The sequence below is a fragment of the Aquabacterium soli genome (assembly GCF_003933735.1).
GTDB classification, from domain to species: domain Bacteria; phylum Pseudomonadota; class Gammaproteobacteria; order Burkholderiales; family Burkholderiaceae_C; genus Aquabacterium; species Aquabacterium soli.
Genome location: NZ_RSED01000022.1, coordinates 45,614 through 71,697 on the forward strand (window position 1 = coordinate 45,614; position 26,084 = coordinate 71,697).

Below are 26,084 nucleotides of genomic sequence, written 5' to 3' on the forward strand. Positions count from 1 at the left end.
CGCCAGCATACACAGGTTTGCAGCGGGATCGGCATGCAAACAAGCGAAAGCGGTCCGTCACCGCCGTGGCAGACAAAAACCTGACAATCTACGTTGTCACATGCGGATGGTACCTGATGCTGGAGGCGTTCAGGCACCGCCCCCCTGAACGCGGTACACATCGACCGCATCGGCCAACCGGTCGGCACGCTCCCGCAGTCGACCGGCCGCTGCGGCGGACTGTTCTACCAGTGCAGCGTTCTGCTGCGTCATCTGGTCCAGGCGCGACACGGCCTGGGCCACCTCATCGAGGCCACGCGCCTGTTCGGCCGAGGCTTCACTGATGTCGTGCACGAGCGCGCTCATGCGCTGCACCTGGGCCACGATGTCGTCCATGGCGCTCCCCGCGTCGTGCACCCGCTGTGCGCCTGCGTCCACACGCGACGCACTAGCGCCGATCAGGCCGCGAATCTCGCGCGAGGCCCCGGCGCTGCGCTGGGCCAGGCCTCGCACCTCGCCAGCCACGACGGCGAAGCCACGGCCATGCTCACCAGCCCGCGCGGCCTCGACGGCCGCGTTGAGCGCCAGCAGGTTGGTCTGAAAGGCCAGGCTGTCGATCACGCCAACGATGTCGGTGATGCGGCTGGAACCGGCGCTGATATCCTGCATGGCCTGCACGACCTCTCCGACGAGTTGGCCGCCACGGCCGGCCACCTGGCGCGCGGTGGCGGCAAGGCCCGTGGCTTCGCGGGCCACCTCGGCGTTGTGACGCACCGTGGCGCTGAGTTCGTCCATCGAGGCGGCAGCTTGCTGAAGACTCGATGCGGCCTGTTCAGCGCGGGTGCTGAGGTCTGCGTTGCCCGAAGCAATCTCGGCGCTGGCATGGCGCATGTCAGCCACTTGTGCACCCACGTCTTCCACCAGCGAGCGCAGGTTCAGGCCGGCCTGGTTGACGGCGCGCAGGATCATGCCGATCTCGTCCACACGGTCCAGGTGGATGTTGTCACCGGGCTGGCCGCTGGCCACCGCCAGCGCCTGCTGCAGCACGGCCTGCAGCGGCTGCGCCAACTGGCGTTCCAGCCACAGGCAGGCGGCCACGCTGACCAGCAGGCCCGTTGCAGCGCCCATCAGGCCTGGCAACCCGATCGGACGCGGCCCCAGCGAAACGGTCACCGCCCAAACCAGAGACCACACCAGTGCCGCACCGGTGCTGGCGGCGCGCAGCCGCCAGCGCACCGGCAGCAACTGCAGCGCCGAGCGCCACGAGGCATGCCAGCCTCTGTAGATGACCAGGCCCTTGTGAAAGGCCAGCACGCCGGCCTGGCCGCTGAGAAAGCGGCCGTACAGCCTTTCAGCACGGGCAGCTTCCAGTTCGGAGGGCTTGGTGCGGACCGACAGATAGCCCATCACCCGGCCCTCTCGCCGCATGGGCGCAGCGTTGGCCCGCACCCAGTAGTGGTCGCCGTTCTTGCAGCGGTTCTTCACCAGCGCCGTCCAGGACTGGCCAGCGCGCAGGGTGGCCCACATGTCGGCGAAGGCTTGCGGCGGCATGTCCGGGTGGCGCACCTGGTTGTGCGGCTGGCCGATCAGCTCTTCCCGGCTGAAACCGCTGGCCTGCACGAAGGCCGCATTGGCGTAGGTGATGCGGCTGTTCAGGTCGGTGGTCGACAGGAGAGACACTCCGTCGGGCAAGGGCTGCTCTCGCTGTGTGACAGGCAGGTTTTGGCGCATTCGTGCTCCGCGGCGCAGTGGGGTTGGCAAGGTAAAGGGGGTGAAAGAACGGATGACGCAGGGCCGCGAAGCAAGGCTCCGGCGTCATCGGCGGACATGGGGCGGCCCAGCAGGAAGCCCTGCATCAGGTCGCATCCCTGGTTGCGGAGGTAGTCACGCTGTGCCAGGGTTTCGACACCTTCGGCCACCACCTCCAGCCCCAGGGTGCGGGCCAGCACGATGGTGGCGCTGCAGATGGCCCGGTCGTCCGGGTCGGTCTCGATGTCTTTCACGAAGGATCGGTCAAGTTTGAGCCGATCCAGCGGCAGGGCCTTGAGATAGGCCAGTGATGAGTAGCCCGTGCCGAAATCATCGACGGCCAGACACACGCCCAGGTCACGCAGTTGCCGCATCAGCTCGATGCTGGCGGCCGGATCGTGCATGGCCACGGTTTCAGTGAGCTCCAGCTCAAGCGTGCGCGGCGGCAGGCCATGGCGTTCAATCAGGGCCGCAATGCGCTCGACCAGGCCAGGGCGGCGCAATTGGTGAGCCGACAGGTTCACGGCCAGGCGCATCGAGACGCCAAAGGCATCTCGCCAGGCCCGCCACTGGGCACAGGCCTGGTCCAACACCCAGGCCCCGATGTCGTCGATCAGGCCGGACTCTTCGGCCAGGGGAATGAAGGTGTCTGGCGGCACCCAGCGGCCGGTGGAGGTACGCCAGCGCAGCAACGCCTCGAAGCCCATCAAGACACCGTCATCGGCCTGGAACTGAGGCTGGTAGTGCAGTTGCAGCTCGTGCCGATGCAGCGCCAGGCGCAACTGGCTTTCCAGCTCGAAGCGCTCGCCCGACAAAGCATTGATCTCGGGGCTGAAGTAGGCGACGGTGTTGCGCCCACGCGCCTTGGCCTGGTACATGGCGGCATCGGCATGGCGCATCAGCTCTTCCACGGCGTTGCCATCCTGCGGAAACAGGCTCACACCCAGGCTGCCCGTGACGTGCAGCTCGCGGCCCTGCACCGCCAGTGGCTGCGCCACGCGGCCGAGCAGTTTGCTGGCCACGCGGCTGACCACCTGGGGATCCTCCACACCGACCAGCACGATGACGAACTCGTCGCCACCCAGACGGCACACGACATCGCTGGCGCGCACGGCCTCGCGCAGGCGTGCTCCCAGGATCTGCAGCACCTCGTCGCCGACGTGGTGACCCAGGCTGTCGTTGATGTTCTTGAAGCGATCCAGGTCCATGAACAGCAGGGCCAGTTGCTCGCCCTGCCCGTGGGCGCCCTTGAGCATGTGCTGGCGCAGCAGCTGCTTGAGCTGCTCGCGGTTGGCCAGGCCAGTGAGCGTGTCGTGCAGGGCCAGGTACTCGATGCGGTCCTGCGCGGCCTTGGTCAGGGTGATGTCCTGGATCAGTCCGCTGAGCCGATTCGGCAGTTGCTCGTCGCCGGGCAGGCAGTGGCCGCGCTCGCGCAGCCACCGCAGGGCACCGTCTTCACCGGGCACGCGGTACTCCACCTCGTAGGAATGCCCTTCCGACGCGGCCGCCCAGTAGGCGTCCATCAACAGGTCGCGATCATCGGGGTGAAGGCAGGCCACGTGCTCCATGAAATGCCCGGCCAACGCGGCGGGCGCCAGGGCGAGCACACGCGCCGAATCACGCGACCAGACCATGCGGTGGGTGCTCAGATCGCACTCGAAGCTGGCCATGCGGGCAAGGTACTGAGCCTCGGCCAGGCGTCGCTCGCTGGCCACCAGTTCTTCACGGGCGCGGCGCTGCTCGGTCACATCCGATTCGATGGCCACAAAGTGGGTCACCGTCCCCTGAGCGTCGAGCACTGGCTGGATGTTGAGGCAGACCCAGTACTCGTCGCCCTGCTTGTTGTAGTTGACCAGTTCCACGCCCGTCACGGCGCAGCCCTTGTCGAGCGCAGCCGAGAGGTGGCGCACGGTGTCCGGGTTGGTTCTGGGCCCCTGCAGCAGGCGCCCCGGCTTGCAGCCGCGCACCTCTTCCAGCGTCCAGCCGGTCACGGCGGTGTAAGCCGGGTTCACGTACTCGATGCGGCGCGCGGCATCGGTGATGACCACCATGTTGCGGGTGTGCTCCACCACCAAGCGATATTTCTGCAGTTGCTCCAGCACCCCTGGCATGTCCGCACCCGTGTCCTGCTTGCTCATTCCCCTGTTCCCGCGGTAGGCCCCGCACCGCCTAGGCCACGCTTGACGCAGCGCAAGCCCGGCTTGAAGGTGCCTCACTAGGATCGCCTGCAACCCCTCTATTCCAAAGGATCCGCAGGCTGTGACAGTCCTTCTTATACATGTACTATACATGTATAAGAACACAAATCACAAGTCGGGAAGGCCTGCCCATGACCCGGGACAACTCCACCCTTTTCCGCGAGCCCCGCCGCCCTGCCGGTGCCCCGGCCGATGCCTCGGAGGCTCCGGCCGTTCCAGCGCCCGTGCTCTATCGCTTCCTGCAGGCACTCGGCCAGGTGCTGGGCGACCTGCTCGACGCCACCGCCCGGCTGGAGCATGTCCCATCCCTGGCGCAGGGCGATGGGCAGTTGCGCCGCATCCACGACACCGTGGAACTGCTGGGCAATCTGCGGGCAGAGTTTCTGGGCCTTCTGGCCTTGTCCGCGCCACAAGCCAGGGCCCGCCCCTGCTTGGTAGACGTGGGCTCGGTATGCAGGCAGGTGGTGGATCTGCTGCAGCCCGAAGCCATGGCGGCAGAGGTACGCCTGAGCCTGCGGGCGCCGGCGTCCATGACCGGCTGGACCGACCCCTCCCTGCTGACCCGCACCTTGCGCACCCTGGTGTCCAACGCCATCCGATACAACCAGCCCGGTGGTCATGCGGTGGTCTGCGCCCGGGTGACCGCCCTCGGCGGCGTGCAATTGCGCGTGTGGGACAGTGGCCTGGGCCTGAGCGCCTCGCAGCAGGCGCGGCTGTTCCAACCCTTCGAGCGTCTGGGCAAGGAACTGTGCATGGCCGACGGCACGGGCATGGGCCTTGCGTTGGCACAGCGCATGGCCGCCTTGATGGGCGCCACGCTGTCGGTGCGCAGCCGACCAGGCCGGGGCTCGGTGTTCAGGCTGGATCTCCCCTCATCCTGCGTCACTCAGGCGGCCGCCGCGGCCTGAGCCGTCACGCGCATTGCTTACACTCCTGCGGCGCCCGGCTGCATCGGGCCCTCATCCGTATGCCCAACGAAGACAAGGGAAAACGCCGCATCACCCCGCAGGCCCGCGAAGCGTTCCGCCAGGAACTGATCTCGATCGCCCGCCACATCTTCCTGACCGAAGGCCATGCCGCGGTCACGATTCGCCGCGTCACCGCCACCGCCGGGGTCACGCCGATGGCCTTCTACTGGTACTTCAGCAGCAAGGACGCGCTGCTGTGCGTGATCTGGGATGGCATCGTCGAGGCCAGCGCCCGCCACTGCGCTGCCCAGGCCGAGGCACAAGCCCCCGGCCAGCGCCTGCAGGCCTATGTCGCGGCCTTCATCGACCACTGGCTGGCACACCGTGCCGATTTCCGCTTCATCTTCCTGAACGACTCGCCCAGCACGGATTTCGTGGTCCTGCGCCGCGAGCTGTTCGACCGCGAAGGCATGCAGCTGCACTTCCAGCAGCTCGACGCCCTGCTCCAGCCTCACCTGCCTGCCTCGGCGGACACGGCCACCCTGCGCACCTTGCTGCTCTACAGGGTCTTCGGCTTCCTGCATGTCGCCATCGGCATCCTGGACCAACCTCCCGAGCAGGCCCAGGCTCACCGGGACCTGGTGCTGACCGATCTGAACCAGAGCCTGACCGCCTGGGCCACACCCGCCAGCCCTCCGTGAAAACTGTCATGCAGCTTTCTCGGCAATATCGGATAATGCCGGGTTGTTGAAACCAGTCGACCTCGATCTGCCACCCGATCCACCCGATCTATAGGAAGCCGCACGGATGTCACCGGTGTCTGCCACCCCGCTGCAAGCCCCCAAGGCACGTTGGAAACCCAACGTGACGGTGGCTGCCGTGATCGAACGAGAAGGCCGTTTCCTGCTGGTCGAGGAAGACACCTCCGATGGCCTGCTGCTGAACAACCCGGCCGGCCACCTGGACCCGGGCGAGACGCCCGAGCAGGCCGTGATTCGCGAAACGCTCGAAGAAACCGCCTGCCGGTTCACGCCAGAGGGCTTCCTGGGCATGTTCATGTCGCGCTTTCGGCGCACCCGCACCGGTGAAGACACCACCTACCTGCGCCTGACCTACATCGGCAGCGTGTCCGAGCCCGACCTCACGCTGACACTCGACGAAGGCATCGTGCGCACGCTGTGGCTCACGGCCGACGAGATCCGCGCCCAGCCCGAGCGCCTGCGCAGCCCGCTGGTGCTCGAGTGCATCGAGGCCTACCTGACTGGCCAGCGCTATCCGCTGGGCATCGTCAACGCGCACGACAGCCTGTTCTCGTCGCCCGCGTCCCCTTCCGTTCCGCCATCCGTGCCCCCCGCACGCGTGGCCTGATCCCCGACACGTTCTTTCTCCTGCCCTTGTCATCATGAAGCGGTACCGGGTGGTGGTGGGCCTGAGCGGCGGCGTCGATTCCGCCGTCAGCGCGCACCTGCTCAAGCAACAGGGCCACGAGGTGGTCGGCATCTTCATGAAGAACTGGGAAGATGACGACGACAGCGAGTACTGCTCGTCGCGCCAGGATTTCCTGGATGCGGCCAGCGTGGCCGACGTGCTGGGCATCGAGATCGAGCACGTGAACTTCGCGGCCGACTACAAGGACCGCGTCTTCGCCGAGTTCCTGCGCGAGTACCAGGCCGGCCGCACACCCAACCCCGATGTGCTGTGCAACGCCGAGATCAAATTCAAGGCCTTCCTGGACCACGCCATGCGCCTGGGCGCCGAGAAGATCGCCACCGGCCACTACGCCCGTGTGCGCGAGGTGGCCGATGCCCGCGTTGACGGCGGCGCGCGTTTCGAGTTGCTCAAGGGCCTGGATCCACTGAAGGACCAGAGCTATTTTCTGCACCGGCTGAACCAGTCGCAACTGGCCAAGACGCTGTTCCCCGTGGGCGAGCTGCCCAAGACCGAGGTGCGCCGCATCGCGGCCGAGATCGGCCTGCCCAACGCCAAGAAGAAGGATTCGACCGGCATCTGCTTCATCGGCGAGCGGCCTTTCCGCGAGTTCCTCAACCGCTACCTGTCCAACCAGCCCGGCCCGATGCTCGATGACAAGGGCCGCAAACTGGGCGAGCACGTGGGCCTGAGCTTTTACACGCTGGGCCAGCGCAAGGGCATCGGCATCGGCGGCGTGAAGGACAAGAAGGCCCCGCGCGGCGGCGGCGAGCACGAGCCCTGGTTCGTGGCCCGCAAGGACATGGACAAGAACACGCTGTACGTGGTGCAGGGTCACGACCACCCCTGGCTGCAATCGCACACGCTGGCGGCCGATGACCTGAGCTGGGTGGCCGGCCAGCCGCCCGCCGAGCACCTGCCTGCGCTGGCCGCCAAGACGCGCTACCGCCAGGAAGACGCCGCCTGCGAGGTGACCGCCGCCACACCCGACCACATCGAGCTGCGCTTCCCACAGGCGCAATGGGCCGTGACGCCTGGCCAATCCGTGGTGATGTACGACGGCGATGTGTGCCTGGGCGGTGGCGTGATCACCGGCTCGGGCCCCGCGGCATGAGCGAGACCGCCATCGTCATCCTGGACACCAACGCGCTGCTGGACTGGCGCGTGTTCAAGGACCCGGCCGCCCACCCGCTGGCCGCCCAGTTGGCGGCCGGCACGATGCGCTGGATCGCCTGCCCGTCGATGCAGACCGAGTGGCACCACGTGTGGCCTCGCTCCGTGTTCGCACGCTGGCAGCCCGATCCGGCCCTGACCACCACCGTGTTCGAGCACGCGCACATGGTGGACGAGCCGCCGCGCGGCCCGCTCAAATGCAAGGACCCGGACGACCAGGTCTTCATCGACCTGGCCCTGCACCTGAAAGCACAATGGCTGTTCACGAAAGATGCAGCGCTGCTGAAGCTGGCCAAACGCGCCCGCTTGCATGGCACGCAGGTGCTGAGCCTGCAGCAGTGGGTGGCATCCCGCCCAGCGCCCTGATCCGACACACCAACAGGCACACACGCCGACACGCACCATGCCTTCACCGCTGTCCCGCCGCGCCGTCGGCCGCCTGCTGACCATCGGCGCCGTGGCCATGCTCGCGGCCTGCTCCAGCTTGAACTCGATGCTGGCCCCCAGCACCGTCGAGATCACGCGCGAAGAGCTGCTCAAGAAGCTCGGCCAGCAGTTCCCGCTGCGCAACCAGATCCTCGACGTGTTCGAGGTGACGGCCAGTGCACCACGCCTGACCATGCAGCCCGACGCCAACCGCGTGCTGGCCGACATCGACCTGAGCGCCACCGACCGCTGGTTCAAGCGGCAGTACCAGGGCTCGCTGTGGATGAGCTTCGGCCTGCGCTACGAGCCGCGCGACCAGACCATCCGCCTGGCCAATGTCACCATCGACAAGGTCAGCATGCAGGGCCTGCCCGACAGCTACCAGCGCCAGATGACCAAGCTCGGCGGCTGGCTGACGGAAGACCGCTTGCAGGACTACGTGGTGCACCGCTTCACCCCCGAAGAACTGCGCCGCGCCGACGAGCATGGCCTGACGGTGGCCGACATCAAGATCACCCAACGCGGCCTGGCCATCAAGCTGGCCCCCAAGTCCTGACACTGCCATGAGCCTGTTCAACGCCGACACCGTGCCCGCCTGGGCCAACGCCTTCCTGCAGGGCATTCCCTACGCCCGCGAATCGGGCATGACGGCCCGCGACGTGGGCGTGCAAAGGGGCCATGCCACCGTGGACATGCCCGCGCGTGACGCCTGGACAGGCGACACGGTCACGCAGCAACTGCACCCCGGCTGCGCCACCGTGCTGGCCGACACCGCCTGCGGCCTGGCCGTGGGCGCGGCGCTGGACACCCTGGTGCCGTTTGCCACGCTGGATCTGCGCATGGACTACCTGCGCCCCGCCCGAGCAGGCATCGGCCTGAGCTGCCAGGCGCACTGCCACCGCGTGTCGCGCAACGTGGCCTTCGTGCGCGGCGAGATCTACCAGCCCGGCACCGATGAGCCCGTGGCCATGGTGAGCGCCACCTTCATGCTGGGCACGGCCAACCAGCGGCGCACGGCCAAGGCGGCGAGCAGTGCCGCCACCTCGGCATCCACGTCTGCGCCAGCAACAGCACCCGCAGCAGCCTCTGCCCCGATCCCCCAAAGCGCCCTCGCCGCCGCCACCACGGCCGCCGCGATCTCGGACGCCTGCGCCGCCCCGGGCCTGGTGCGCATCCCCGCATCTCCTGCCGGCCGCTCGCCGTACGCCGATTTCCTGGCACTGGAGCGCTGCGCCCCGCCCGATGACCCGGCCGCCGGCGTGTTCCGCATGCCCTTCAAGCCCGAGCTGATCGGCAACCCCGTGCTGCCCGCGCTGCATGGCGGCGTGGTGGCCGGTTTCGCAGAAACCGCCGCGCTGCTGCATGTGATCTACACCAGCGACCTGGCCCCGGAAGACGCGCCGCGCGGCGTCGACTTCTCGCTGGATTACCTGCGCCCTGCCCGTCCGGTGGACACCTGGGCGCGCTGCACCACGGTGCGCCAGGGCGCGCGCGTGGCGCTGGTGCACGTGCAGGTCTGGCAGGAGGATCCCAGCCGTCCCATCGTCACGGCGCGCAGCCACTGCCTGCTGCCGGCACGCGAGGGCTGATCAGGCCTGGTCCATCATCCAGCGCGACACGGCCTCGCGCTGGGCCGCGTCCAGGTGCAGGCCCAGCTTGGTGCGGCGCCACAGCACGTCGTCGCCCGTGAAGGCCCATTCCTGGCGGCGCAGGTAGAACAGCTCCGCCTCGTACACATCCGGCGCCACCTCGGCGCCCAGGTCGGCGCGCTGCTGCACGCCTTCGAACAGGCGCAGGGCCTGCGCGCCGTACTGCCGGCTCCAGCGGCGCACCAGGCCCAGGTCCATCCAGGGATGGCGCTGGCGCAGGCGGCGCTGGAACTCGGCCATGTCCGTCACCGGGTCCACCTCGGTCTCGATCAGTTCCAGCAGGCGCCCGCCGGGCAACACCGCTTCACGCGTCCAGGCGGCACGCCGGTCTTCCAGCAGCTCGCCGATCACATCGCCGGCCTGCTCGGCCAGCTTGCGGAAGGTGGTGATCTTGCCGCCCCACACCGTGAGCCACGGCGCCGGCCCGGCCTGGCGCTGCAGGCGGTAGTCACGCGTGACCGCGGAGGCTTTGCCGCCCGCCCGCTCGCCTTCCATCAAGGGGCGCACGCCGGCATAGGCCCAGACCACATCGGCCGGCCGCACGGGCTGGCGGAAATAGCGGTTCACGGCCTCGCACAGGTAATCCACCTCGGCCGCGTCGATGGCCGCCTGGCCGGGATCGCCCACGTGATCGACGTCGGTGGTGCCGATCAGGGTGAAGCGCTGCTCGTAAGGGATGGCGAACACGATGCGGCGGTCACGGCCCTGGAAGATGTAGGCGTGGTCATGCTCAAAGAGCCGCGGCACGACGATGTGGCTGCCCTTGACCAGCCGCAGGTGCTGTGCCGCCACGCGAGGCGCACCCTGTTGGGCATCACCGGCCACCATCGCCTGCACCTGGTCCGCCCACGGACCGGCCGCGTTGACCACCAGGCGCGCCTTCACGGCCACGTTATGGGTGAGCCGGCCCGTGTGCGGATCATGGTGGGCCAGCAGGGCCTCCCAGCCCTGGGCCAGAGGCCGCAGCTGATGGCAACGCGTGCGTGTGAGGATGGAGGCGCCGCGTTCGCGCGCATCCTGGGCGCACAGCACCACCAGCCGTGCGTCGTCCACCCAGCCATCGGCGTAGACAAAGGCCTGGCGCCAGGCCGGCTGCAGGGGGCGGCCCAGTTCATGGCCCTTCAGCGAGATCTGAGTGCTGGCGGGCAGGAAATCGCGCCGGGCCAGGTGGTCGTACAGCCACAGGCCGGCGCGGATCATCCAGGCCGGCCGCATGCTGGCATCGTGCGGCAGCACGAAACGCAGCGGCGCCATGATGTGCGGCGCGCCACGCAGCAGGCCTTCGCGCTCCTGCAGGGCCTTGCGCACCAGGCCGATCTGGCCGTGCTCCAGGTAGCGCAGCCCCCCATGGACCAGCTTGGTCGATGCGGACGAGGTGTGCTGGGCCAGGTCATGCTGCTCGCACAGCACCACCGACCAGCCGCGGCCGGCCAGGTCGCGCGCGATGCCCGCCCCATTGATGCCGCCGCCGATCACCAGCACGTCGCAGGACACGTCGGCAGAGGTGTCCTGGGAGGGGTGGGCGTCGGGCTGGGCGTCGCGGTGGGATGAACTCATGTGAACATGGTATCGGCTGACAAGCGCCCCGCTTTTGCTTTAGGCTTGCGGACAAGCTTTGCCTGGATGTCATCGCCCCACAACAACAGCACTAGGAGACTGACCGATGCCGTCGCCCCGCAGCGAGGCCTGGGCCCCCAACCCACGCCAAAAGAACCTGCTCGATGAAGTGCGCGCCCGCGGCGCCGTGTCGGTCGAGCGCCTGGCCCAGCGCCTGGACGTGACCATGCAGACGGTGCGCCGCGACATCCAGCGCCTGACCGAAGCCGGCCTGCTCGACCGCTTCAATGGCGGCGTGAGCCTGCCGCCGCCCTCCAGTCCCCGCGCCACACCGGCCGTGGCCTGGCGCGAACGCCAGGCGCTCAAGGCCGATGCCAAGGCACGCATCGCGCGTTCGGTGGCCGCCGCCATACCGGATGGGTCGCGTTTGATGCTCGGCATCGGCACCACGGTCGAGGCCGTGGCACAGGCCCTGAGCGCCAAGAAGGGCCTGCACGTGATCACCCACAGCCTGCACGTGGCCCACACCCTGGCCAACCACCCCGATTGCAAGGTCGAGGTGCCGGCCGGCTTGATGCGACACCGCGACAGCGCCCTCGAAGGCCCCGACGCCGTGGCCAGCCTGCGTGGCAAGAAGGCCGACATCGCCATCATCTCGGCGCTGGCCATCGATGCCGACGGCCAGTTGCTCGACCGTGACGAGCGCGAACTGGCGGTGGTGAGCACCTTGATCGAACAGAGCCAGGCTTGCTGGCTGGTGGTCGACGCCAGCAAGTTCGGCCAGACTTCGCCCTCGCCCTGCGCCCACCTGCGGCAGGTTCAGCGTGTGTTCACCGACGCGCTGCCGCCCCCACCCATGCCTGCGCTGATGCAGTCACTGTCCGTGGGCCTGACGATCGCCTCCTGAACGGTAAGGAGGGCCCTGGCCCGAGCCCCTCGTCCATGGGATACGGAAATGCCACCAAATGGTGCAAAAATGGCGTCCGTTGTAAACGAATTGTTGCCAACACGTGAATTTGTGACGGGCAACCCAATTTAGGAGCACCTCCCCATGCGTCAACTGTCATCCAATGAAATTTCCGCCGTCAGCGGCGGTACGTTCAACCTCACCAACCCCTGCGCCCCCATTCCGCTGGTGCTGGGCTTCTTCGGTGGCCTGTTCAAGCTGGTCCTGACCGGCAAGAAGTCGACCAGCACCTGCACCACCTGCGGCGGCGGCACCACTCCTCCCCCGAACTACAACTGATCCGCCGCCCTGCGGCGCACGCATCCACAGCACGGCGGCACACGCCGCCGTCTCCAAGGGCCGCGCAAGCGGCCTTTGTTTTGCCTTTCCCGAACAACACGTGACCAGGTTCTGCCGCCTCGTTGACACGCACACGTCCCTGCCCCTGCAGACGGGGCGGTGGCTGCGCCTGTTCGCCGTGGTCACCGGATACGCGCTGTCCACGGCCGCAGGGGCCCAGGCCGCAGCGCCCGGGTTGCGCTGGTCCACCACACTCTCGCCCACCGTGCCACGCGCGGCCCAGGCCGGCGACTGGCCCGAGCTGCTCACCCTGGCCCGGCAGGCCGCTGGCAGCCGGGCCGCCGATGCCGGCGCCGCCGCTGCCCAGGCCCTGAGCGACCAGGCCCGCGCCACCGCCTGGATGCCCCGGGTGGACGCCGCCGCCTCCATGCTGCGCACACGCCAGACCGTCAACGATGTGAACGTGAGCACCCCCACCCGGGCGGCCTCGCTGACCGCCACCGTGCCTTTGTGGCGCGCGGCCGACCGGGCCAGCGCCCGGGCCCAGGCCGAGCAGGCCGAGCAGGCCCAGTGGCAGGCCCGCATCACCCGCGGCACCGTGGCCCAGGATCTGAGCCTGGCCTACCTCAACGCCGTGGAGGCCGCGGAGCAGCGCCGCCTCACGCAGGCCCAGCAATCCCTGCTCGAAGAACAGCTGCGCATCAACGACCGCCGCCTGCAGGCCGGCGCGGGCACCGTGCTGGATGTGCTGGAGACGCGCACCCGCGTCGACCAGAGCCGCGCCGCCGTGCAGGATCTGTCCACCCGCCTGGCCTCGCAGCGCCTCGTGATCGAGCGACTGACCGGCCAGCCCGCCGTGCAACTGCCCACAGGCCTGAAGCCCGCCAACACCCCGCTGCCTGAGATCGTGCCGCCGCTGGAGGAGGCCCTGGCCCAAGCCGCCAGCCGCAACCCCCAGCGCCTGGAGACCGACGCCCAGGCACGCGCGGCCACAGAGATCGCCAGTGCCCGCCAGGCCGAGCGCTGGCAGCCCACGGTGGATGCCGTGGCCACGCTGGAGCACAACCGCCAAGTGCAGCAGTTCAATGGCCTGAGCGACGAGCAGAACGTGTCCTCCCGCACCCTGGGGCTGCAGTTGAACTGGCCCCTGTTCACCGGCGGCCAGCACGGCGGCCGCGTGCGCGAGGCGGCCGCCTTGCTCATGCAGGCCCAGGCGCGCCAGGATGAAGCCCAGGCCCAGGTGGAGGCCAGCCTGCGCGACGCCTACCAGACGCTGGCCCAGGCCCATGCCGTGATCGCCGTACAGCAGGAGGTCGAAAGCAGCGCCAGCGCCACCTTCGATGCCGTGCGCAAGGCCTTCGTGGCCGGCATGCGCACCAACCTCGACCTGCTCAATGCCCAGCAGCAGATCTACACCGCGCGGCAAAGCCTGGTCACCGCGCGCATCAACGGCCTGGCCGCGCAAGTCAACATCCTGGCCCTGCTGGACCAGCTGGACGCGGCCCACGTCGCGCCTTTCGTTCCCCTGATGGACGACTCTCCATGAGCTCTGACGATCCCCAATCGCTGTTCCGCCAGGAGGTGCTGTCCGCGCGTGCAGACACTGCCTCCGGCGCCTCGGTGGACATCCGCCCCGTGGGCGCCGGCCGGCTCACCGCCTTCTTCGTGCTGCTGGCGCTGATGGTGCTGGGCGTGCTGGTCTTCGGCTCGTACACCAAGAAGGAGCGCGTGCAGGGCGTGGTGCAGGCGCGCGAGGGCGTGGCCATGGTCGTGCCCCCCGAGGCCGGCACCATCAAGCGCGTGCTGGTGAGCGAAGGCGATGCCGTCAAGGCCGGCGACGTGATCGCCGAGATCGGCAGCGAGCGCTACACCGATGCCGGCAGCACCCAGGCCCTGCTGGAGAAAAACCTCCAGGGCCAGCGCGAACAGGTGGCGGCGCAGACCGAGGCCCAGGCCCAGGCGCACACCGCCTCGCTGGCCTCGCTCGAGCAGCGCATCGCCCAGGCCCGCCGCGACCTGGTCACCGGCAGCGAAGAGATCCGCCTGCAGCAACAGCAGATCGCCTCATCGACCAAGCTGCTGGACCAGCTCAAGCCCCTGCTGGCCGACCGCATCATCTCCGAGCTGCAGTACGAGCAGCAGCACCAGACCCTGCTGGACCAGACCGGCCGCCTGCAGACGCTCAAGCGCCAGCGCAGCGCCACCGAGGCCGAACTGGCCCAGGCGCAGGATGAACGCAACCGCCTCCGTGCGCAGCACCGCCTGGACCGCGCCACGCTCGACCGAGACCTGCTCAACCTGCAGCAGGAGCAGGTGCAGCGCCGCGGCACCAGCATCACGCTGCTCAAGGCCCCGGTGGACGGCGTCGTCTCGGGCCTGCTGGCCACGCCCGGGCAGAGCGTGGCCGCCGGCACCGTGCTGGCCTCGGTGGTGCCCAGCAGCGCCAAGCTTGAAGCCGTGCTCTACGTGCCCAGCACGGCCATGGGCTTCATCAAGACGGGCCAGGGCGTGCGCATCAGCTACGACGCCTTTCCCTACCAGCGCTTCGGCCAGTACCACGGCACGGTGCGCGCCGTGTCGCAGACCGACGTGACCAGTTCGGCACCCGCCAGCACCGGCGGCCAGCAGGGCCAGCAAGATCGCCGAGCCGTGTTCATGGTACGTGTCGCACTGGCGCAGCCCAGCGTACGCGCCTACGACACCGACATCGCGCTGCGCCCCGGCCACACGCTCACGGCCGACATCGAGATCGACCGCCGCCGCCTGATCCGCTGGATGCTGGACCCTCTCTTCGCCTTCAGCGGAAAACTCTGACATGGCCGTGACCACCAATCTGCTTTCTTTGTGGCCGCGCAAGCGCGTGCCGCTCATCCTGCAGTCGGAGGCGGCCGAGTGCGGGCTGGCCTGCCTGGCCATGATCGCCAGTGCGCATGGACATGAGACCGACCTGCTGACCCTTCGCCGGCGCTTCGAGCTGTCCTCACGCGGGGCCACGCTGGCGCGGCTGATGGAGATCGCCGAGCAGCTGGGCTTCGCCAACCGCGCCGTGCGGCTGGAGCTGGATGAGCTGCCACAGCTGCAGGTGCCCTGCATCCTGCATTGGGACCTGAACCACTTCGTCGTGCTGGTCAAGGCCGATGCCCAGCGCATCACCATCCATGACCCGGCACTGGGCGAACGCACACTCGCCATGAAGGAGGTCAGCCCTCACTTCACCGGCGTGGCGCTGGAGCTCAGCCCCAGCGCGGCCTTCCAGCGCAAGGAAGACAAGACCCCGTTCGATCTGCGCGTGCTGTTCACCGGCCAGCACGGACTGTGGCGAGCCTTCGGGCAGATGGCGCTGCTGTCCATCGTGCTGGAGATCTTCGCGATCCTGATGCCGATGCTCAGCCAGTGGATCATCGACGACGTGATCGTGACGCGTGACACGCCCCTGCTGGCCATGCTGGCCCTGGCCACCTTCCTGCTGGCGGCCATGTCGCTGGGCACCAAACTGCTGCGCACATGGGTGGTGCTGGGCGCCAGCCTGTCTTGGCGCGTGTCGTCCAGCGCCAATGTGTTCCGCTACATGCTCAAGCTGCCCCTGTCCTACTTCGACAAGCGGCACACGGGCGATGTGCTCTCGCGCTTCGGCTCCGTGCACGAGATCCAGGACACCATCACCAACCATTTGGTGGAGGCCGTGCTCGACGGCGTGGTCAGCCTGGTCACGCTGGGCCTGATGTTCATGTACAGCCCCACCCTGGCGCTGATCGTGCTGGCCGTGGCGGTGATCCAGGCCATCGTGCGCTTCGCGGTGTTCAAGCCCTACCGCCAGGCCGCCGAAGAGACCATCGTGCGCGAGGCCACGGCCCAGACCTTCCTGCTCGAGACCCTGCGTGGCGTGGCCGCCATCAAGTTCTTCGCCAAACCCAACTGGCGCGTGGGCGGCTGGATGAACCAGCAGGTGGCCCTGGTCAATGCCACCGTGAGGCAACAGCGCGTGAGCATGTTCTACCAGGGCGTCAACGGCGTGGTCGGCGCGGTGGAGCAGGCCCTGGTGCTGTACCTGGCTGCCAGCATGATCCTGGAAGGGCAGTTCTCCATCGGCATGATGGTGGCCTTCATCGCCTACAAGGGCCAGTTCCTGCAGCGCACGGGCGAGCTGCTCGAACGCGTGATCAGCCTGCGCCTGCTCAAGCTGCAGGGCGAGCGCCTGGCCGACATCGTGCTGAGCGAGACCGAGACCGCCTCGTCCGCGCAGGCCGCGGCCGGCCTGCGCGGCGACGGCCCCATGACGCTCGAACTGCGCAACATCACCTTCCGTTATGCGGCCGATGAAGAACCCGTGCTGGACGACGTGAGCCTGATCCTGCGCACCGGCCAGGCCGTGGCCGTGGTGGGGCCTTCGGGCTGCGGCAAATCCACCCTGCTCAAGGTGCTCTCAGGCCAGGTGCAGCCCGAATCGGGCGAGGTGCTGCTCAATGGCGTGCCCATGGCCCGCCTGGGCTCGGAGGCCTTCCGCTCGGTGCTGGGCACCGTGTTCCAGGATGACCAGCTGTTCTCGTGCTCCATCTACGACAACATCGCCATGAACGACACCGAGGCCACGCCCGAGAAGGTGATGGAGGCCGCACGCCTGGCCTGCGTGCACGACGACATCGCCCGCATGCCCATGGCCTACCAGACCCTGGTGGGCGGCATGGGCGCCACCCTGTCGGGCGGGCAGAAGCAGCGCGTGCTGCTGGCCCGGGCCTTGTACAAGAAGCCCCGCTTCCTGCTGCTCGATGAATACACCAGCCACCTGGATTTCGACACCGAACATCATGTGCAGCAATCCATCAACGCGCTGGGCTGCGGGCGCTTCATCATCACCCACCGCCAGCACAGCCTGAGCCCTGGCGACGAGGTCTACATGCTCTGGGGTGGCAAGCTGATGAAGCCCGCCGAATTCGAGCAGCGCCTGGCGGCGTCCACCGCGGCCATGCCTCATGCGTTGCGTGGAGAAGACCCACCCTCAACCCAGGCCTTGCAAGCGCCGCCCGCCTGAACGAGACTTTTGACAGACTCTGTGCGTTTTCGTGCAGGCGACGCCGGGAAACCCCGATAACCTGCGCGCGCCCAAGTTGAAGAGCATGCCCACCATGGATCCGTCACGGACCCCGTCCCCTGCCATCCCCCATCCGGAATCGCCCGACCCGACGCCCAGTGCGCCGGGCCGCTCGCGCACGCCGTGGGTGGCGCTGGGCGATCTGGTCCTGAGCACGGACACCCTGCAGCGGCTGCGCATCAGCCGCTCGCTCACGGCCATGCTGGTGTTCGCCGTGTGCATCGGCGCCACCGAGTACGCCCAGTACCACGGCGTGATCGCGCTGGGGCCGGCGCGCTGGTTGCAGGCCACCCTGCTGGCCTGGGTCGTGCTCATCTATGCGGTGCTGCGCTCAGGCGTGAACCTGCGTTTCGACGACCCGGCCCTGAGCCTGTTGCAGATCCTGGGGGCACAGACCTGGGTGGCCGCCGCCTATGTGATCTGCCATCCCTTCCGGGGCGCCCTGATGATGCTGCTGGCCCTGGTGCTGGTCTTTGGCATTTTCAACCTCAGCGCGCGTGAGCGGCGCCTGAGCAATGTCTACAGCGTGGTGTTGATGAGCGCCGTCATGCTGCTGACAGCCCACATCCATCCCGACAGCGCCATGCTGGAGGTCGTGCACTTCGTGCTGATGGCCACCATCCTGCCCGTGGTGACGGTGCTGGGTGCGCAGATGGCCACCACGCGCGCCCACCTCAAGGCCAAGAAGGAAGCACTGGAACATGCCCTGCAGCGCATCCAGGCCATGGCCATCCGCGACGAGCTGACGGGCCTGTTCAATAGGCGCCACATGATGGAAATGCTGGAGCAGCAGATCAAGCGCCAGGAGCGCACCGGCAAGCCCTTCACCCTCTGCTTGATCGACCTGGACCATTTCAAGCGCATCAACGACACCTATGGCCACGGGGCCGGCGACGAGGTGCTGCGCCACTTCGCCGAGATTGCCCAGTACACGCTGCGTGAAACCGACGTGCTGGCCCGCTGGGGCGGCGAAGAATTCATGCTGATGCTGCCCGACACCCCCGCCGATGCGGGCTCGCTGAGCATCGAGCGCATCCGCAAATCACTGATGCACGCACCGCTGGTGCCCGAGCTGCCCGAGCTGCACGTCACCTTCTCGGCCGGGCTGATGGAGTTCCACACGGGTGATGAGATGCGCACCGCCATCGAGCACGCCGACCGGGCCCTGTACCAGGCCAAGAGCGACGGCCGGGACTGCACCCGGGTGTACGCCTGAGGTGCAGCCGCGTGCTCAGAGCACCGGCGGGCGCCGCAGGTGCTGGGCCGAGGTCACGCCCATCGACACGTAGATGCTGGTGACCGCGTCCATGCCGATGTCGGCCGGTGTGACCCACGCCTGGGGTACGTAGAGCAGGCCGCCGCCCACGGGCACGGGCGCCGTGGGCACCAGCACGCCGAAGTAGAGCTGTCCGTCCATCTCGATCGGCTCGGGGGTGGACAGCAGGCCCAGCACCTTCACGCCGCCTTCGCCCCCAAAGGTGCACCACACGGCGCTCATGGATTTGAGCCCGTCGGAATCGCGCTGGCTGAGCAGATCCACGAACTTGCGGACCAGATCGTACACATTGCGCACCAGCGGGATGCGGCTGACCAGGGCGTTGACGGCGGTTTCCAGGCCCCGCTGCAGCTCGGCCTGCACCAGCAGACCCAGCGCGAACACGGCCCCGGCAAAAAACAGGATGCCCAGCAGGTAGCCCAACGCTTCGGAGCCCCCGAGACCCAGCCCCAGCCCCACGAACAGCTGCCCCACGAAACTGTGTGGTCCCAGCCATGAATAGAGCAGGCGCATCGCCCACACGAACACCGCCACCGTGGCCAGCAAGGGCAAGGCGGCCAGCAGGCCGGTCAAGAAGGTGCGGGCCAATTGCCGCAGGGGGCGGTTCAGGGACATGGGCGGAGAGCGCCCGGGTTGGAGCCCGGGTTCTGGACGTTGATGATCAGGGCCATTATCCAGGCTGGGGATAGAACCCATGCGGCGGGCGGGAACCCCTGGCTACACTGGCTCTCCAACACGGCCCACGCCTTGATCGCACATCCTGCCGGACACCCATGCACCAATCCACACGACCACAGCGCCCCAAGGCCATCCCGAGCCTGCTCGCAGCCCTGTGCGTGGCCATGACGGCTTGCGCCCAGACCTCTCCGCCACAAGACGCCAAGGCATCTTCTGCCGACACCGCACCTGCCGCGAACACGGCGTCCTCTCGAACGGCCGCCTATGCCGGCCATTTTGAGTCAGGGTGCCAGCAACTGGGCGAGGCGTTCTACACCCGCGACCTGATCGACCTGGCCCCGGCGGGCACTGGCATCGAAGCACGGTACGCCAAAGCGATCCATGACGCCGAGGGCTGCGCCCCGGCCAGCCTGGTCGTGATCTTCCACATGCCCGCTGTGCAGTGGTCCTTTGACGGCACAACCCAGATCCAGGGGCGCACGGTGGATCGAATCCAGACCAAACCCATCAAGGGGGGGCAGCTCACGGCCAGCCACGCCCGTGCCGGCTGGCTCGGAGAAACCCCCACACAGTTCCTGTTGCAACGCCACGGTCAGGGCAAGGGCCTGCCGGTCGACAAGACCGTGGACCAGGTTCCTGCCAAAGAGCTGCGCCTCGTGGAGGGCACGCGCCTGTACACCAGCGCAGGCGATGCCCCGCCGGACGCCTATCCGACCGACCTGGATCTGGACGACTACCTGGAGCGCAAGCCCGCGCCCTGATGCGTCCACCGCGCGCCACCGGGGCCGCCTTCCTATAATCGCCACTCTTTCCCCGGAATTTCCCGAAATTGCCACAGGCGCGCCCCTGCCACCGCGGGGGCAGCGCCTGATCTTGTCTTTGTGGTGACCCCCATGAGCTCCGCGACCGAAAACGCCTCCCAGAACTACGACCCTCGCGCCGTCGAAAGCCGCGCCCAGGCGCACTGGCAGGCCCGCGACGCCTACCGCGTCACCGAAGACAAGACCAAGAAGCCCTTCTACGCCTGCTCCATGCTGCCCTACCCCAGCGGCAAGCTGCACATGGGCCACGTGCGCAACTACACGATCAACGACATGCTCACGCGCCACCTGCGCATGAACGGTCACAACGTGCTGATGCCCATGGGCTGGGACGCCTTCGGACTGCCGGCCGAGAACGCCGCACTCAAAAACAAGGTGCCGCCAGCCGCCTGGACCTACGACAACATCGCCTACATGAAGAAGCAGATGAAGGCGATGGGGCTGGCAATCGACTGGAGCCGCGAGGTCGCCACCTGCCAGCCCAGCTACTACAAGTGGAACCAGTGGCTGTTCCTGAAGATGCTGGAGGCCGGCATCGCCGAGCGCCGCACGCAGACCGTGAACTGGGATCCGATCGACCAGACCGTGCTGGCCAACGAGCAGGTGATCGACGGGCGCGGCTGGCGCTCTGGCGCCCTCGTTGAAAAGCGCGAGATTCCCGGCTACTACCTGAACATCGTCAAGTACGCCGATGAACTGCTGAGCGCTGTCGCCAATCCGCAAGACAAGAACTACCTCAGCGGCTGGCCCGAGCGTGTGCGCCTGATGCAGGAGAACTGGATCGGCAAGTCGCAGGGCGTGCGCTTCGCCTTTCCGCACGACATCAAGGGCGCCGATGGCCAGGCCATCAACCACGGCCAGTTGTGGGTCTTCACCACGCGCGCCGACACCATCATGGGCGTGACCTTCTGCGCCGTGGCCCCCGAGCATCCGCTGGCCACGCACGCCGCGGCGATCAAGCCCGAACTGCAGGCCTTCATTGATGAGTGCAAGCAGGGTGGCACCACCGAGGCCGAACTGGCCACGCAAGAGAAGAAGGGCGTGCCCACGGGCCTGTTCGTCACGCACCCGCTCACCGGCGAGCAGGTCGAGGTGTGGATCGGCAACTACGTGCTGATGTCCTACGGCGACGGCGCCGTGATGGGCGTGCCGGCGCACGACGAGCGCGATTTCGCGTTCGCGAAGAAGTACGGCATCGCCATCAAACAGGTGATCGCGGTCGAGGGCGAGACCTTCGACACCGCTGCCTGGAAGGAAGGCTACGGCGACAAGCAAAAGGGCGTGTGCATCAACAGCGGCGCGCTCGATGGCCTGAACCACAAGGACGCCGTGGACACGGTGGCCGGGCTGCTCTCGGCCAAGGGCATCGGCGAGAAGAAGACCACCTGGCGCCTGCGCGACTGGGGCATCAGCCGCCAGCGCTACTGGGGCACCCCCATCCCCATCATCCACTGCGGTGATTGCGGGGCCGTGCCCGTGCCTGAGCAAGACCTGCCCGTCGTGCTGCCCGAAGACGTGGTGCCCGATGGCAGCGGCAACCCACTCAAGACCCGCCTTGATTTCCTGAACGTGGGCTGCCCGAAGTGCGGCAAGCCCGCCCAGCGCGAAACCGACACGATGGACACCTTCGTGGATTCGAGCTGGTACTTCATGCGCTACACCTGTGCCGACAACACGCAGGCCATGGTCGACGAGCGCACCGAGTACTGGATGGGCGGCGCCAACGCCCCGGGCGACCGCGGCATGGACCAGTACATCGGCGGCATCGAGCACGCCATCCTGCACCTGCTGTATGCGCGCTTCTGGACCAAGGTGATGCGCGACCTGGGCCTGACCAAGGTGGACGAGCCCTTCAAGAAGCTGCTCACCCAGGGCATGGTGCTCAAGCACGCTTACTCCCACAAGCCCGAAGGCGCCGGCAAGAACTACTACTGGGAACACGAGGTCGAGGTCGAGCGCAACGCGCACGGCCAGATCACGGGCGGCAAGCTCAAGCAGGACGGCACCGTGCTGGACTACGAGCTGACCACCATGTCCAAATCCAAGAACAACGGCGTGGATCCGCAGGCCCTGATCGACACCATGGGCGCCGACACCGCCCGCCTGTTCGTGATGTTCGCCTCGCCGCCCGAGCAGACGCTGGAGTGGAACGACGCCGGCGTGGAAGGCGCGCACCGCTTCGTCAAGCGCGTGTGGAACTTCGGCGCCAAGAACGCCGAGGCGCTCAAGGCCGCAGGCGCCGTGGTGCAGGGCGAACTGAGCGCCGATGCCAAGGCCCTGCGCCGCGAGGTGTTCGTGGTGCTCAAGCAGATCAGCTACGACTACGAGCGCATGCAGTACAACACCGTGGCCTCCGGCGCCATGAAACTGCTCAATGCGCTCGAAGGCCACAAGGGCACGAGCGCCCAGGATCTGAGCGTGCTGCGTGAAGGCTTCGGCGTGCTGCTGCGCAGCCTGTACCCGGCCTGCCCACACCTCACTCACGTGCTGTGGGAAGACCTGGGCTATGCCGCCGAACGAGGCATGGGCGACCTGCTGGATGCGCCCTGGCCCACCGTGGTCGACGAGGCCCTGGTGCAGGACGAGATCGAACTGATGCTGCAGGTCAACGGCAAGCTGCGCGGCTCGGTCAAGGTCAGCCCGACTGCCGACAAGGCCACCATCGAGGCCGCCGCCCTTGCACATGAAGAGTTCATCCGCTTCAGTGAAGGCAAGCCGGCCAAGAAGGTTGTGGTGGTGCCGGGCCGCCTGGTCAACGTGGTGGTGTAAGGTGCCCAGCATGAACCGCCGCGCCCTGCTCACCTCCAGCACCGCCCTGGCCGCAACCGCCTTGCTGGCGGCCTGCGGCTTCCAGCTTCGCCAGCCGCCCAGGATGGTCTTTCGCACGGTCTCGCTGTCGGGTTTTGCGAACAACTCGCCCATGGCCACCGAGCTGGCCCGCGCACTGGAAGACAGCGGCGTCACCGTGATCGAGACGGCCTTGCAGGTGGCCGCTGCCGCATCGGCCGCCTCGGGGGCTGCCCCCGCGTGGCTGGCCTCGCACGTCACGTTGCAAGCACTCAACGACACGCGCGACGAAGCCGTGGCCTCCACCACGGCCTACAGCCAGGTGCGCGACCTCAGCATCCGCACCTTCTTCAAGTTCCAGGTGCTGCGTGGCGATGGCAGCGTGCTGATCCCTCCGACCGAGCTCAACCTGGCGCGCGACATCGCCTACAACGAGAAGGATGCCCTGGCCAAGCAGGAAGAATCCGCCAGCCTGCACCGCGCCATGCAGACCGACATCGTCGCGCAGACGCTGCGCCGCCTGTCCGTGATCCGCCCCTCGCAGCTCACGCAGCCCTGAGGCCCGGGCACACCCATGCAACTGCGCCACGACCAGCTGGCCGAGCACCTGCGCAAGGCCGGGCCTTCCGGCCTCAAGCCGGTCTACACCCTGCATGGCGACGAGGCCCTGCTGGCGCAGGAGGCCGCCGACGCCATCCGCGCCACCGCCCGCCAGGCCGGCTTCACCGAGCGGCAAGTCTTCACCGTGGCCGGCGCCCACTACGACTGGGGTGGCGTGCTGGGCGCGGCCAGCGCCATGTCGCTGTTCGGTGACCGGCAGTTGATCGAGATCCGCATCCCCTCGGGCAAGCCCGGCAAGGACGGATCGCAAGCACTGCAGAGCTATTGCGAACAGGCCGTCGGCAACGATGGCCTGCTCACCATCGTCAGCCTGCCCCGCCTGGACAAGACCCAGCAGGGCAGCGCCTGGTTCACCGCGCTCGATGGCGCCGGCCTCAATGTGCGCTGCGATCCGGTCGAGCGCCAGGCCCTGCCGCTGTGGATCGCCCAGCGCCTGGCCGCGCAGGGCCAGCAGGTCGAGCCCGGCGAGGCTGGCCAGCGCACCCTGGCCTTCTTCGCCGACCGTGTCGAAGGCAACCTGCTGGCCGCGCACCAGGAGGTGCTCAAGCTGGGCCTGCTGCACCCGCCAGGCACGCTCAGTTTCGACCAGATCGACGCGGCCGTGGTCGATGTGGCGCGCTTCAATGTCTTCAAGCTCAGCGAGGCCGTGCTGGGCGGCCACACCGCCCGCGCCCTGCGCATGATCGAAGGCCTGCAGGCCGAGGGCGAAGCCGCCGTGCTGGTGCACTGGTCGCTCAGCGACGACATCCTGGGCCTGCACCGCGCCCGCCAGGCGCTGGACGCCGGCAAGCCCCTGCCCATGGTGCTGCGCGAGCAGCGCGTGTGGGGCCCGCGCGAGCGTCTGTTCGAGCGCGTGCTGCCGCAACTGCGCGGCGCCACCACGGCCCGCCTGGTGCATGCCGCCAGCATCGTCGACGGCATCGTCAAGGGCCTGCGCCACCCGCAGTGGCCCGATGAGCCCTGGCAGGCCCTGGCCCGCCTGGCGCTGATGCTGTGCCGCGCCGCAGCGCCATCCCCCGCACGCGAGGGGAGGCGCGGGGAAACCTGAGCCTGGCCCACCGGGGGCCCCCCTATAGTCAAGCTGCGTTCAACACCTTGCAGCCATGCCTTCTCGCCGTCCCCTGCCCCCATCCAGCGCCCCGGCCGTCACCCTCAACCGGTCCGAGTGGCTCTATGCGGCGTGTGACGGCCCCATGGGCCAGTTGAACCAGCCCTACATCCTGCGCTTCGACGACCCGGTCAGCGCCGAAGAGGTTCGCCAAGCCTGCCGCCGGATGCTCTCGGCCTTCCCGCGCCTGCGCGGCGTGCTGGAGCCCACCGCACGGCGCTTCCAGCTGCGCATCTTGCCGGAAGACGCCCAGCTCGAAGACCTGTTCAAGCTGGCCTTCCGCACAGAGCACATCGATCTGGACGACCCCGTCGCCCTGCGCCGCTGGCATGAGCTCGCGCTCAACGACCCGGTGCCGCTGCAGCGCGGCCTGGGCGTGCGCTTCCAGTTCGTGCCCCACCCCACACGCCCGGCCATGATCTGGAGCGCACACCACCTGCTGGTCGACGGCCGCTCCATCGTGATGTGCCTGGAGGCCCTGGTGAAACTGCTCAACGGGCAGGCCATCCCCGATCTGCCGCTGGACAACCCCAGCATGCTGCCCGCCGTGCTGCCCGCCCACTGGTGGCAGATCCCCGGCAGGCTGCTGGCCGCCCACCGCGCACAGAAGGCCCAGCAACGCGAACGGGCCCGCTACGAGATCGTGCGCCTGCCCATCAAGCGCTCGGCCCGCTACCTCAGCACCGGCGTGCAGCACCACGAACTGGGTTGCCTGTCCAAGGATCTGTCCAAAGCCGCCAAGGCCCGGGGCGGCTCGGGCAACTCGCTGCTGATGGCCGCCATGGGCACAGCGCTGCTGGAGCAGGCCGGCAACCGCCCGGGCACCGCCGCCCTGGTGCGCGTGTCGGTCGATCTGCGCCGCTACTTCCCGGAGGGCACCGCGCCCACCATGGGCAACTTCGTGGCCACGCTCGACCTGCTGTTGCCGCAGGACGTGCCCGAGGCCGAACGCGTGCGCTGGATCGATGCCCGCATGCGCGAAGGCATGGACCGCTTCACCCAGCGCACCATGATCCTGCCACTGCTGCCGTATGAATGGCTGGGCGGCATCCGCACGCACGATTACACCCGCCTGATCATGCGGGGCAAGCGGCTGGACACCCTGCCCCACCTGAGCTGCCACACCACCAACATCGGCTCGGCCGACGCCTTCAACCCGGAGGGCGCCCGCGTGCGCCTGTCCGAAATCTACCCCGCAGTGTCCGGTGCAGCGCCGCTGATGGTGTTCGTCAGCGTGAACGGCCGGCAGGTGATGGTGTGCAGCCACCAGCGCGACGAGTTCGAAGATCAGGACATGCAGGCGCTGATCAGCCGTGCCCAGGCGGTCGTGACGCGCTGGCTGGCACCACTGCCGGTGCCCGCGTCCGTACCCGTGTCCGCGTGACCTGGAT

At 68.1% G+C, this 26,084-nt stretch carries 22 protein-coding genes; 18 read left to right on the forward strand and 4 right to left on the reverse strand.

The window, feature by feature from the left end:
* Nucleotides 1-129: 129 nt before the first annotated feature.
* Complete coding sequence (locus tag EIP75_RS20540) at nt 130-1,671, reverse strand: methyl-accepting chemotaxis protein (RefSeq protein ID WP_338014952.1); 1,542 nt, start codon at nt 1,669-1,671, stop codon at nt 130-132.
* Complete coding sequence (locus EIP75_RS20545) at nt 1,632-3,866, reverse strand: putative bifunctional diguanylate cyclase/phosphodiesterase (RefSeq protein WP_158622925.1); 2,235 nt, start codon at nt 3,864-3,866, stop codon at nt 1,632-1,634. Before EIP75_RS20545 ends, EIP75_RS20540 begins: the two co-directional genes overlap by 40 nt.
* A 191-nt stretch (nt 3,867-4,057) precedes the next feature.
* Between EIP75_RS20545 and EIP75_RS20550 the strand changes: the two genes are divergently transcribed.
* From EIP75_RS20550 to EIP75_RS20580, 7 genes are all read left to right on the forward strand, one after another.
* On the forward strand, nt 4,058-4,834 hold the full coding sequence (locus tag EIP75_RS20550; protein ID WP_158622926.1) for a sensor histidine kinase: 777 nt from the start codon (nt 4,058-4,060) through the stop codon (nt 4,832-4,834).
* A 59-nt stretch (nt 4,835-4,893) separates the two neighbouring features.
* The gene (locus EIP75_RS20555) at nt 4,894-5,535 is read left to right on the forward strand and encodes a TetR/AcrR family transcriptional regulator (protein ID WP_125245065.1); all 642 of its coding nucleotides are present in this window, start codon (nt 4,894-4,896) and stop codon (nt 5,533-5,535) included.
* Between the two features lie 115 nt (nt 5,536-5,650).
* On the forward strand, nt 5,651-6,202 hold the full coding sequence (locus EIP75_RS20560) for an NUDIX hydrolase (protein ID WP_233584964.1): 552 nt from the start codon (nt 5,651-5,653) through the stop codon (nt 6,200-6,202).
* Between the two features lie 34 nt (nt 6,203-6,236).
* Nucleotides 6,237-7,376 carry a tRNA 2-thiouridine(34) synthase MnmA gene (mnmA, locus tag EIP75_RS20565; protein WP_125245067.1) on the forward strand — a complete coding sequence of 380 codons (1,140 nt, stop codon included), beginning with the start codon at nt 6,237-6,239 and terminating at the stop codon, nt 7,374-7,376.
* The gene (locus tag EIP75_RS20570) at nt 7,373-7,801 is read left to right on the forward strand and encodes a PIN domain-containing protein (protein ID WP_125245068.1); all 429 of its coding nucleotides are present in this window, start codon (nt 7,373-7,375) and stop codon (nt 7,799-7,801) included. Before mnmA ends, EIP75_RS20570 begins: the two co-directional genes overlap by 4 nt.
* Before the next feature lie 37 nt (nt 7,802-7,838).
* Nucleotides 7,839-8,417, forward strand: a complete 579-nt coding sequence (locus EIP75_RS20575) for a DUF1439 domain-containing protein (RefSeq protein ID WP_125245069.1) — start codon at nt 7,839-7,841, stop codon at nt 8,415-8,417.
* Between the two features lie 7 nt (nt 8,418-8,424).
* Nucleotides 8,425-9,450: a PaaI family thioesterase gene (locus tag EIP75_RS20580; protein WP_125245070.1), complete on the forward strand. Its 1,026-nt coding sequence runs from the start codon at nt 8,425-8,427 to the stop codon at nt 9,448-9,450.
* On the opposite strand, the gene glpD is transcribed toward EIP75_RS20580, so the two are convergent.
* Complete coding sequence (gene glpD / locus EIP75_RS20585; RefSeq protein WP_125245071.1) at nt 9,451-11,067, reverse strand: glycerol-3-phosphate dehydrogenase; 1,617 nt, start codon at nt 11,065-11,067, stop codon at nt 9,451-9,453.
* 106 nt (nt 11,068-11,173) lie between these two features.
* On the opposite strand from glpD, the gene EIP75_RS20590 reads away from it, so the two are divergent.
* The 6 genes from EIP75_RS20590 (at nt 11,174) to EIP75_RS20615 (ending at nt 18,618) form a co-directional block, all read left to right on the forward strand.
* Nucleotides 11,174-11,974 carry a DeoR/GlpR family DNA-binding transcription regulator gene (locus EIP75_RS20590; protein WP_125245072.1) on the forward strand — a complete coding sequence of 267 codons (801 nt, stop codon included), beginning with the start codon at nt 11,174-11,176 and terminating at the stop codon, nt 11,972-11,974.
* A gap of 144 nt (nt 11,975-12,118) precedes the next feature.
* Nucleotides 12,119-12,313: a hypothetical protein gene (locus EIP75_RS20595; RefSeq protein ID WP_125245073.1), complete on the forward strand. Its 195-nt coding sequence runs from the start codon at nt 12,119-12,121 to the stop codon at nt 12,311-12,313.
* A 100-nt stretch (nt 12,314-12,413) separates the two neighbouring features.
* The gene (locus EIP75_RS20600; protein WP_125245074.1) at nt 12,414-13,859 is read left to right on the forward strand and encodes a TolC family protein; all 1,446 of its coding nucleotides are present in this window, start codon (nt 12,414-12,416) and stop codon (nt 13,857-13,859) included.
* Nucleotides 13,856-15,127 (forward strand): HlyD family secretion protein, encoded by a 1,272-nt coding sequence (locus EIP75_RS20605; protein WP_125245075.1) that lies wholly within the window; start codon nt 13,856-13,858, stop codon nt 15,125-15,127. The genes EIP75_RS20600 and EIP75_RS20605 overlap by 4 nt, the downstream gene beginning before the upstream one ends.
* A 1-nt stretch (nt 15,128) precedes the next feature.
* The gene (locus EIP75_RS20610; RefSeq protein ID WP_125245076.1) at nt 15,129-17,342 is read left to right on the forward strand and encodes a peptidase domain-containing ABC transporter; all 2,214 of its coding nucleotides are present in this window, start codon (nt 15,129-15,131) and stop codon (nt 17,340-17,342) included.
* A gap of 85 nt (nt 17,343-17,427) precedes the next feature.
* Complete coding sequence (locus EIP75_RS20615) at nt 17,428-18,618, forward strand: GGDEF domain-containing protein (RefSeq protein WP_125245077.1); 1,191 nt, start codon at nt 17,428-17,430, stop codon at nt 18,616-18,618.
* A gap of 15 nt (nt 18,619-18,633) precedes the next feature.
* Here the strand turns inward: EIP75_RS20615 and EIP75_RS20620 are convergent, their stop codons facing one another.
* Nucleotides 18,634-19,293, reverse strand: coding sequence for a DUF502 domain-containing protein (locus EIP75_RS20620; RefSeq protein ID WP_125245078.1), 660 nt, complete (start codon nt 19,291-19,293; stop codon nt 18,634-18,636).
* 158 nt (nt 19,294-19,451) lie between these two features.
* Here EIP75_RS20620 and EIP75_RS20625 point away from each other — a divergent pair, with 158 nt between their 5' ends.
* From EIP75_RS20625 to EIP75_RS20645, 5 genes are all read left to right on the forward strand, one after another.
* Entirely contained in the window at nt 19,452-20,117 is a 666-nt protein-coding gene (locus EIP75_RS20625; RefSeq protein WP_125245079.1) for a hypothetical protein, read from the forward strand.
* Between the two features lie 132 nt (nt 20,118-20,249).
* Nucleotides 20,250-22,946, forward strand: coding sequence for a leucine--tRNA ligase (leuS, locus tag EIP75_RS20630; protein ID WP_125245080.1), 2,697 nt, complete (start codon nt 20,250-20,252; stop codon nt 22,944-22,946).
* A 10-nt stretch (nt 22,947-22,956) separates the two neighbouring features.
* A complete protein-coding gene (locus EIP75_RS20635; RefSeq protein ID WP_158622927.1) occupies nt 22,957-23,523 on the forward strand; it encodes an LPS-assembly lipoprotein LptE in 567 nt (188 codons plus the stop codon).
* A gap of 15 nt (nt 23,524-23,538) precedes the next feature.
* Nucleotides 23,539-24,633, forward strand: a complete 1,095-nt coding sequence (gene holA, locus EIP75_RS20640) for a DNA polymerase III subunit delta (RefSeq protein WP_125245082.1) — start codon at nt 23,539-23,541, stop codon at nt 24,631-24,633.
* A gap of 55 nt (nt 24,634-24,688) precedes the next feature.
* Complete coding sequence (locus EIP75_RS20645; protein WP_125245083.1) at nt 24,689-26,077, forward strand: condensation domain-containing protein; 1,389 nt, start codon at nt 24,689-24,691, stop codon at nt 26,075-26,077.
* Nucleotides 26,078-26,084: the final 7 nt, after the last annotated feature.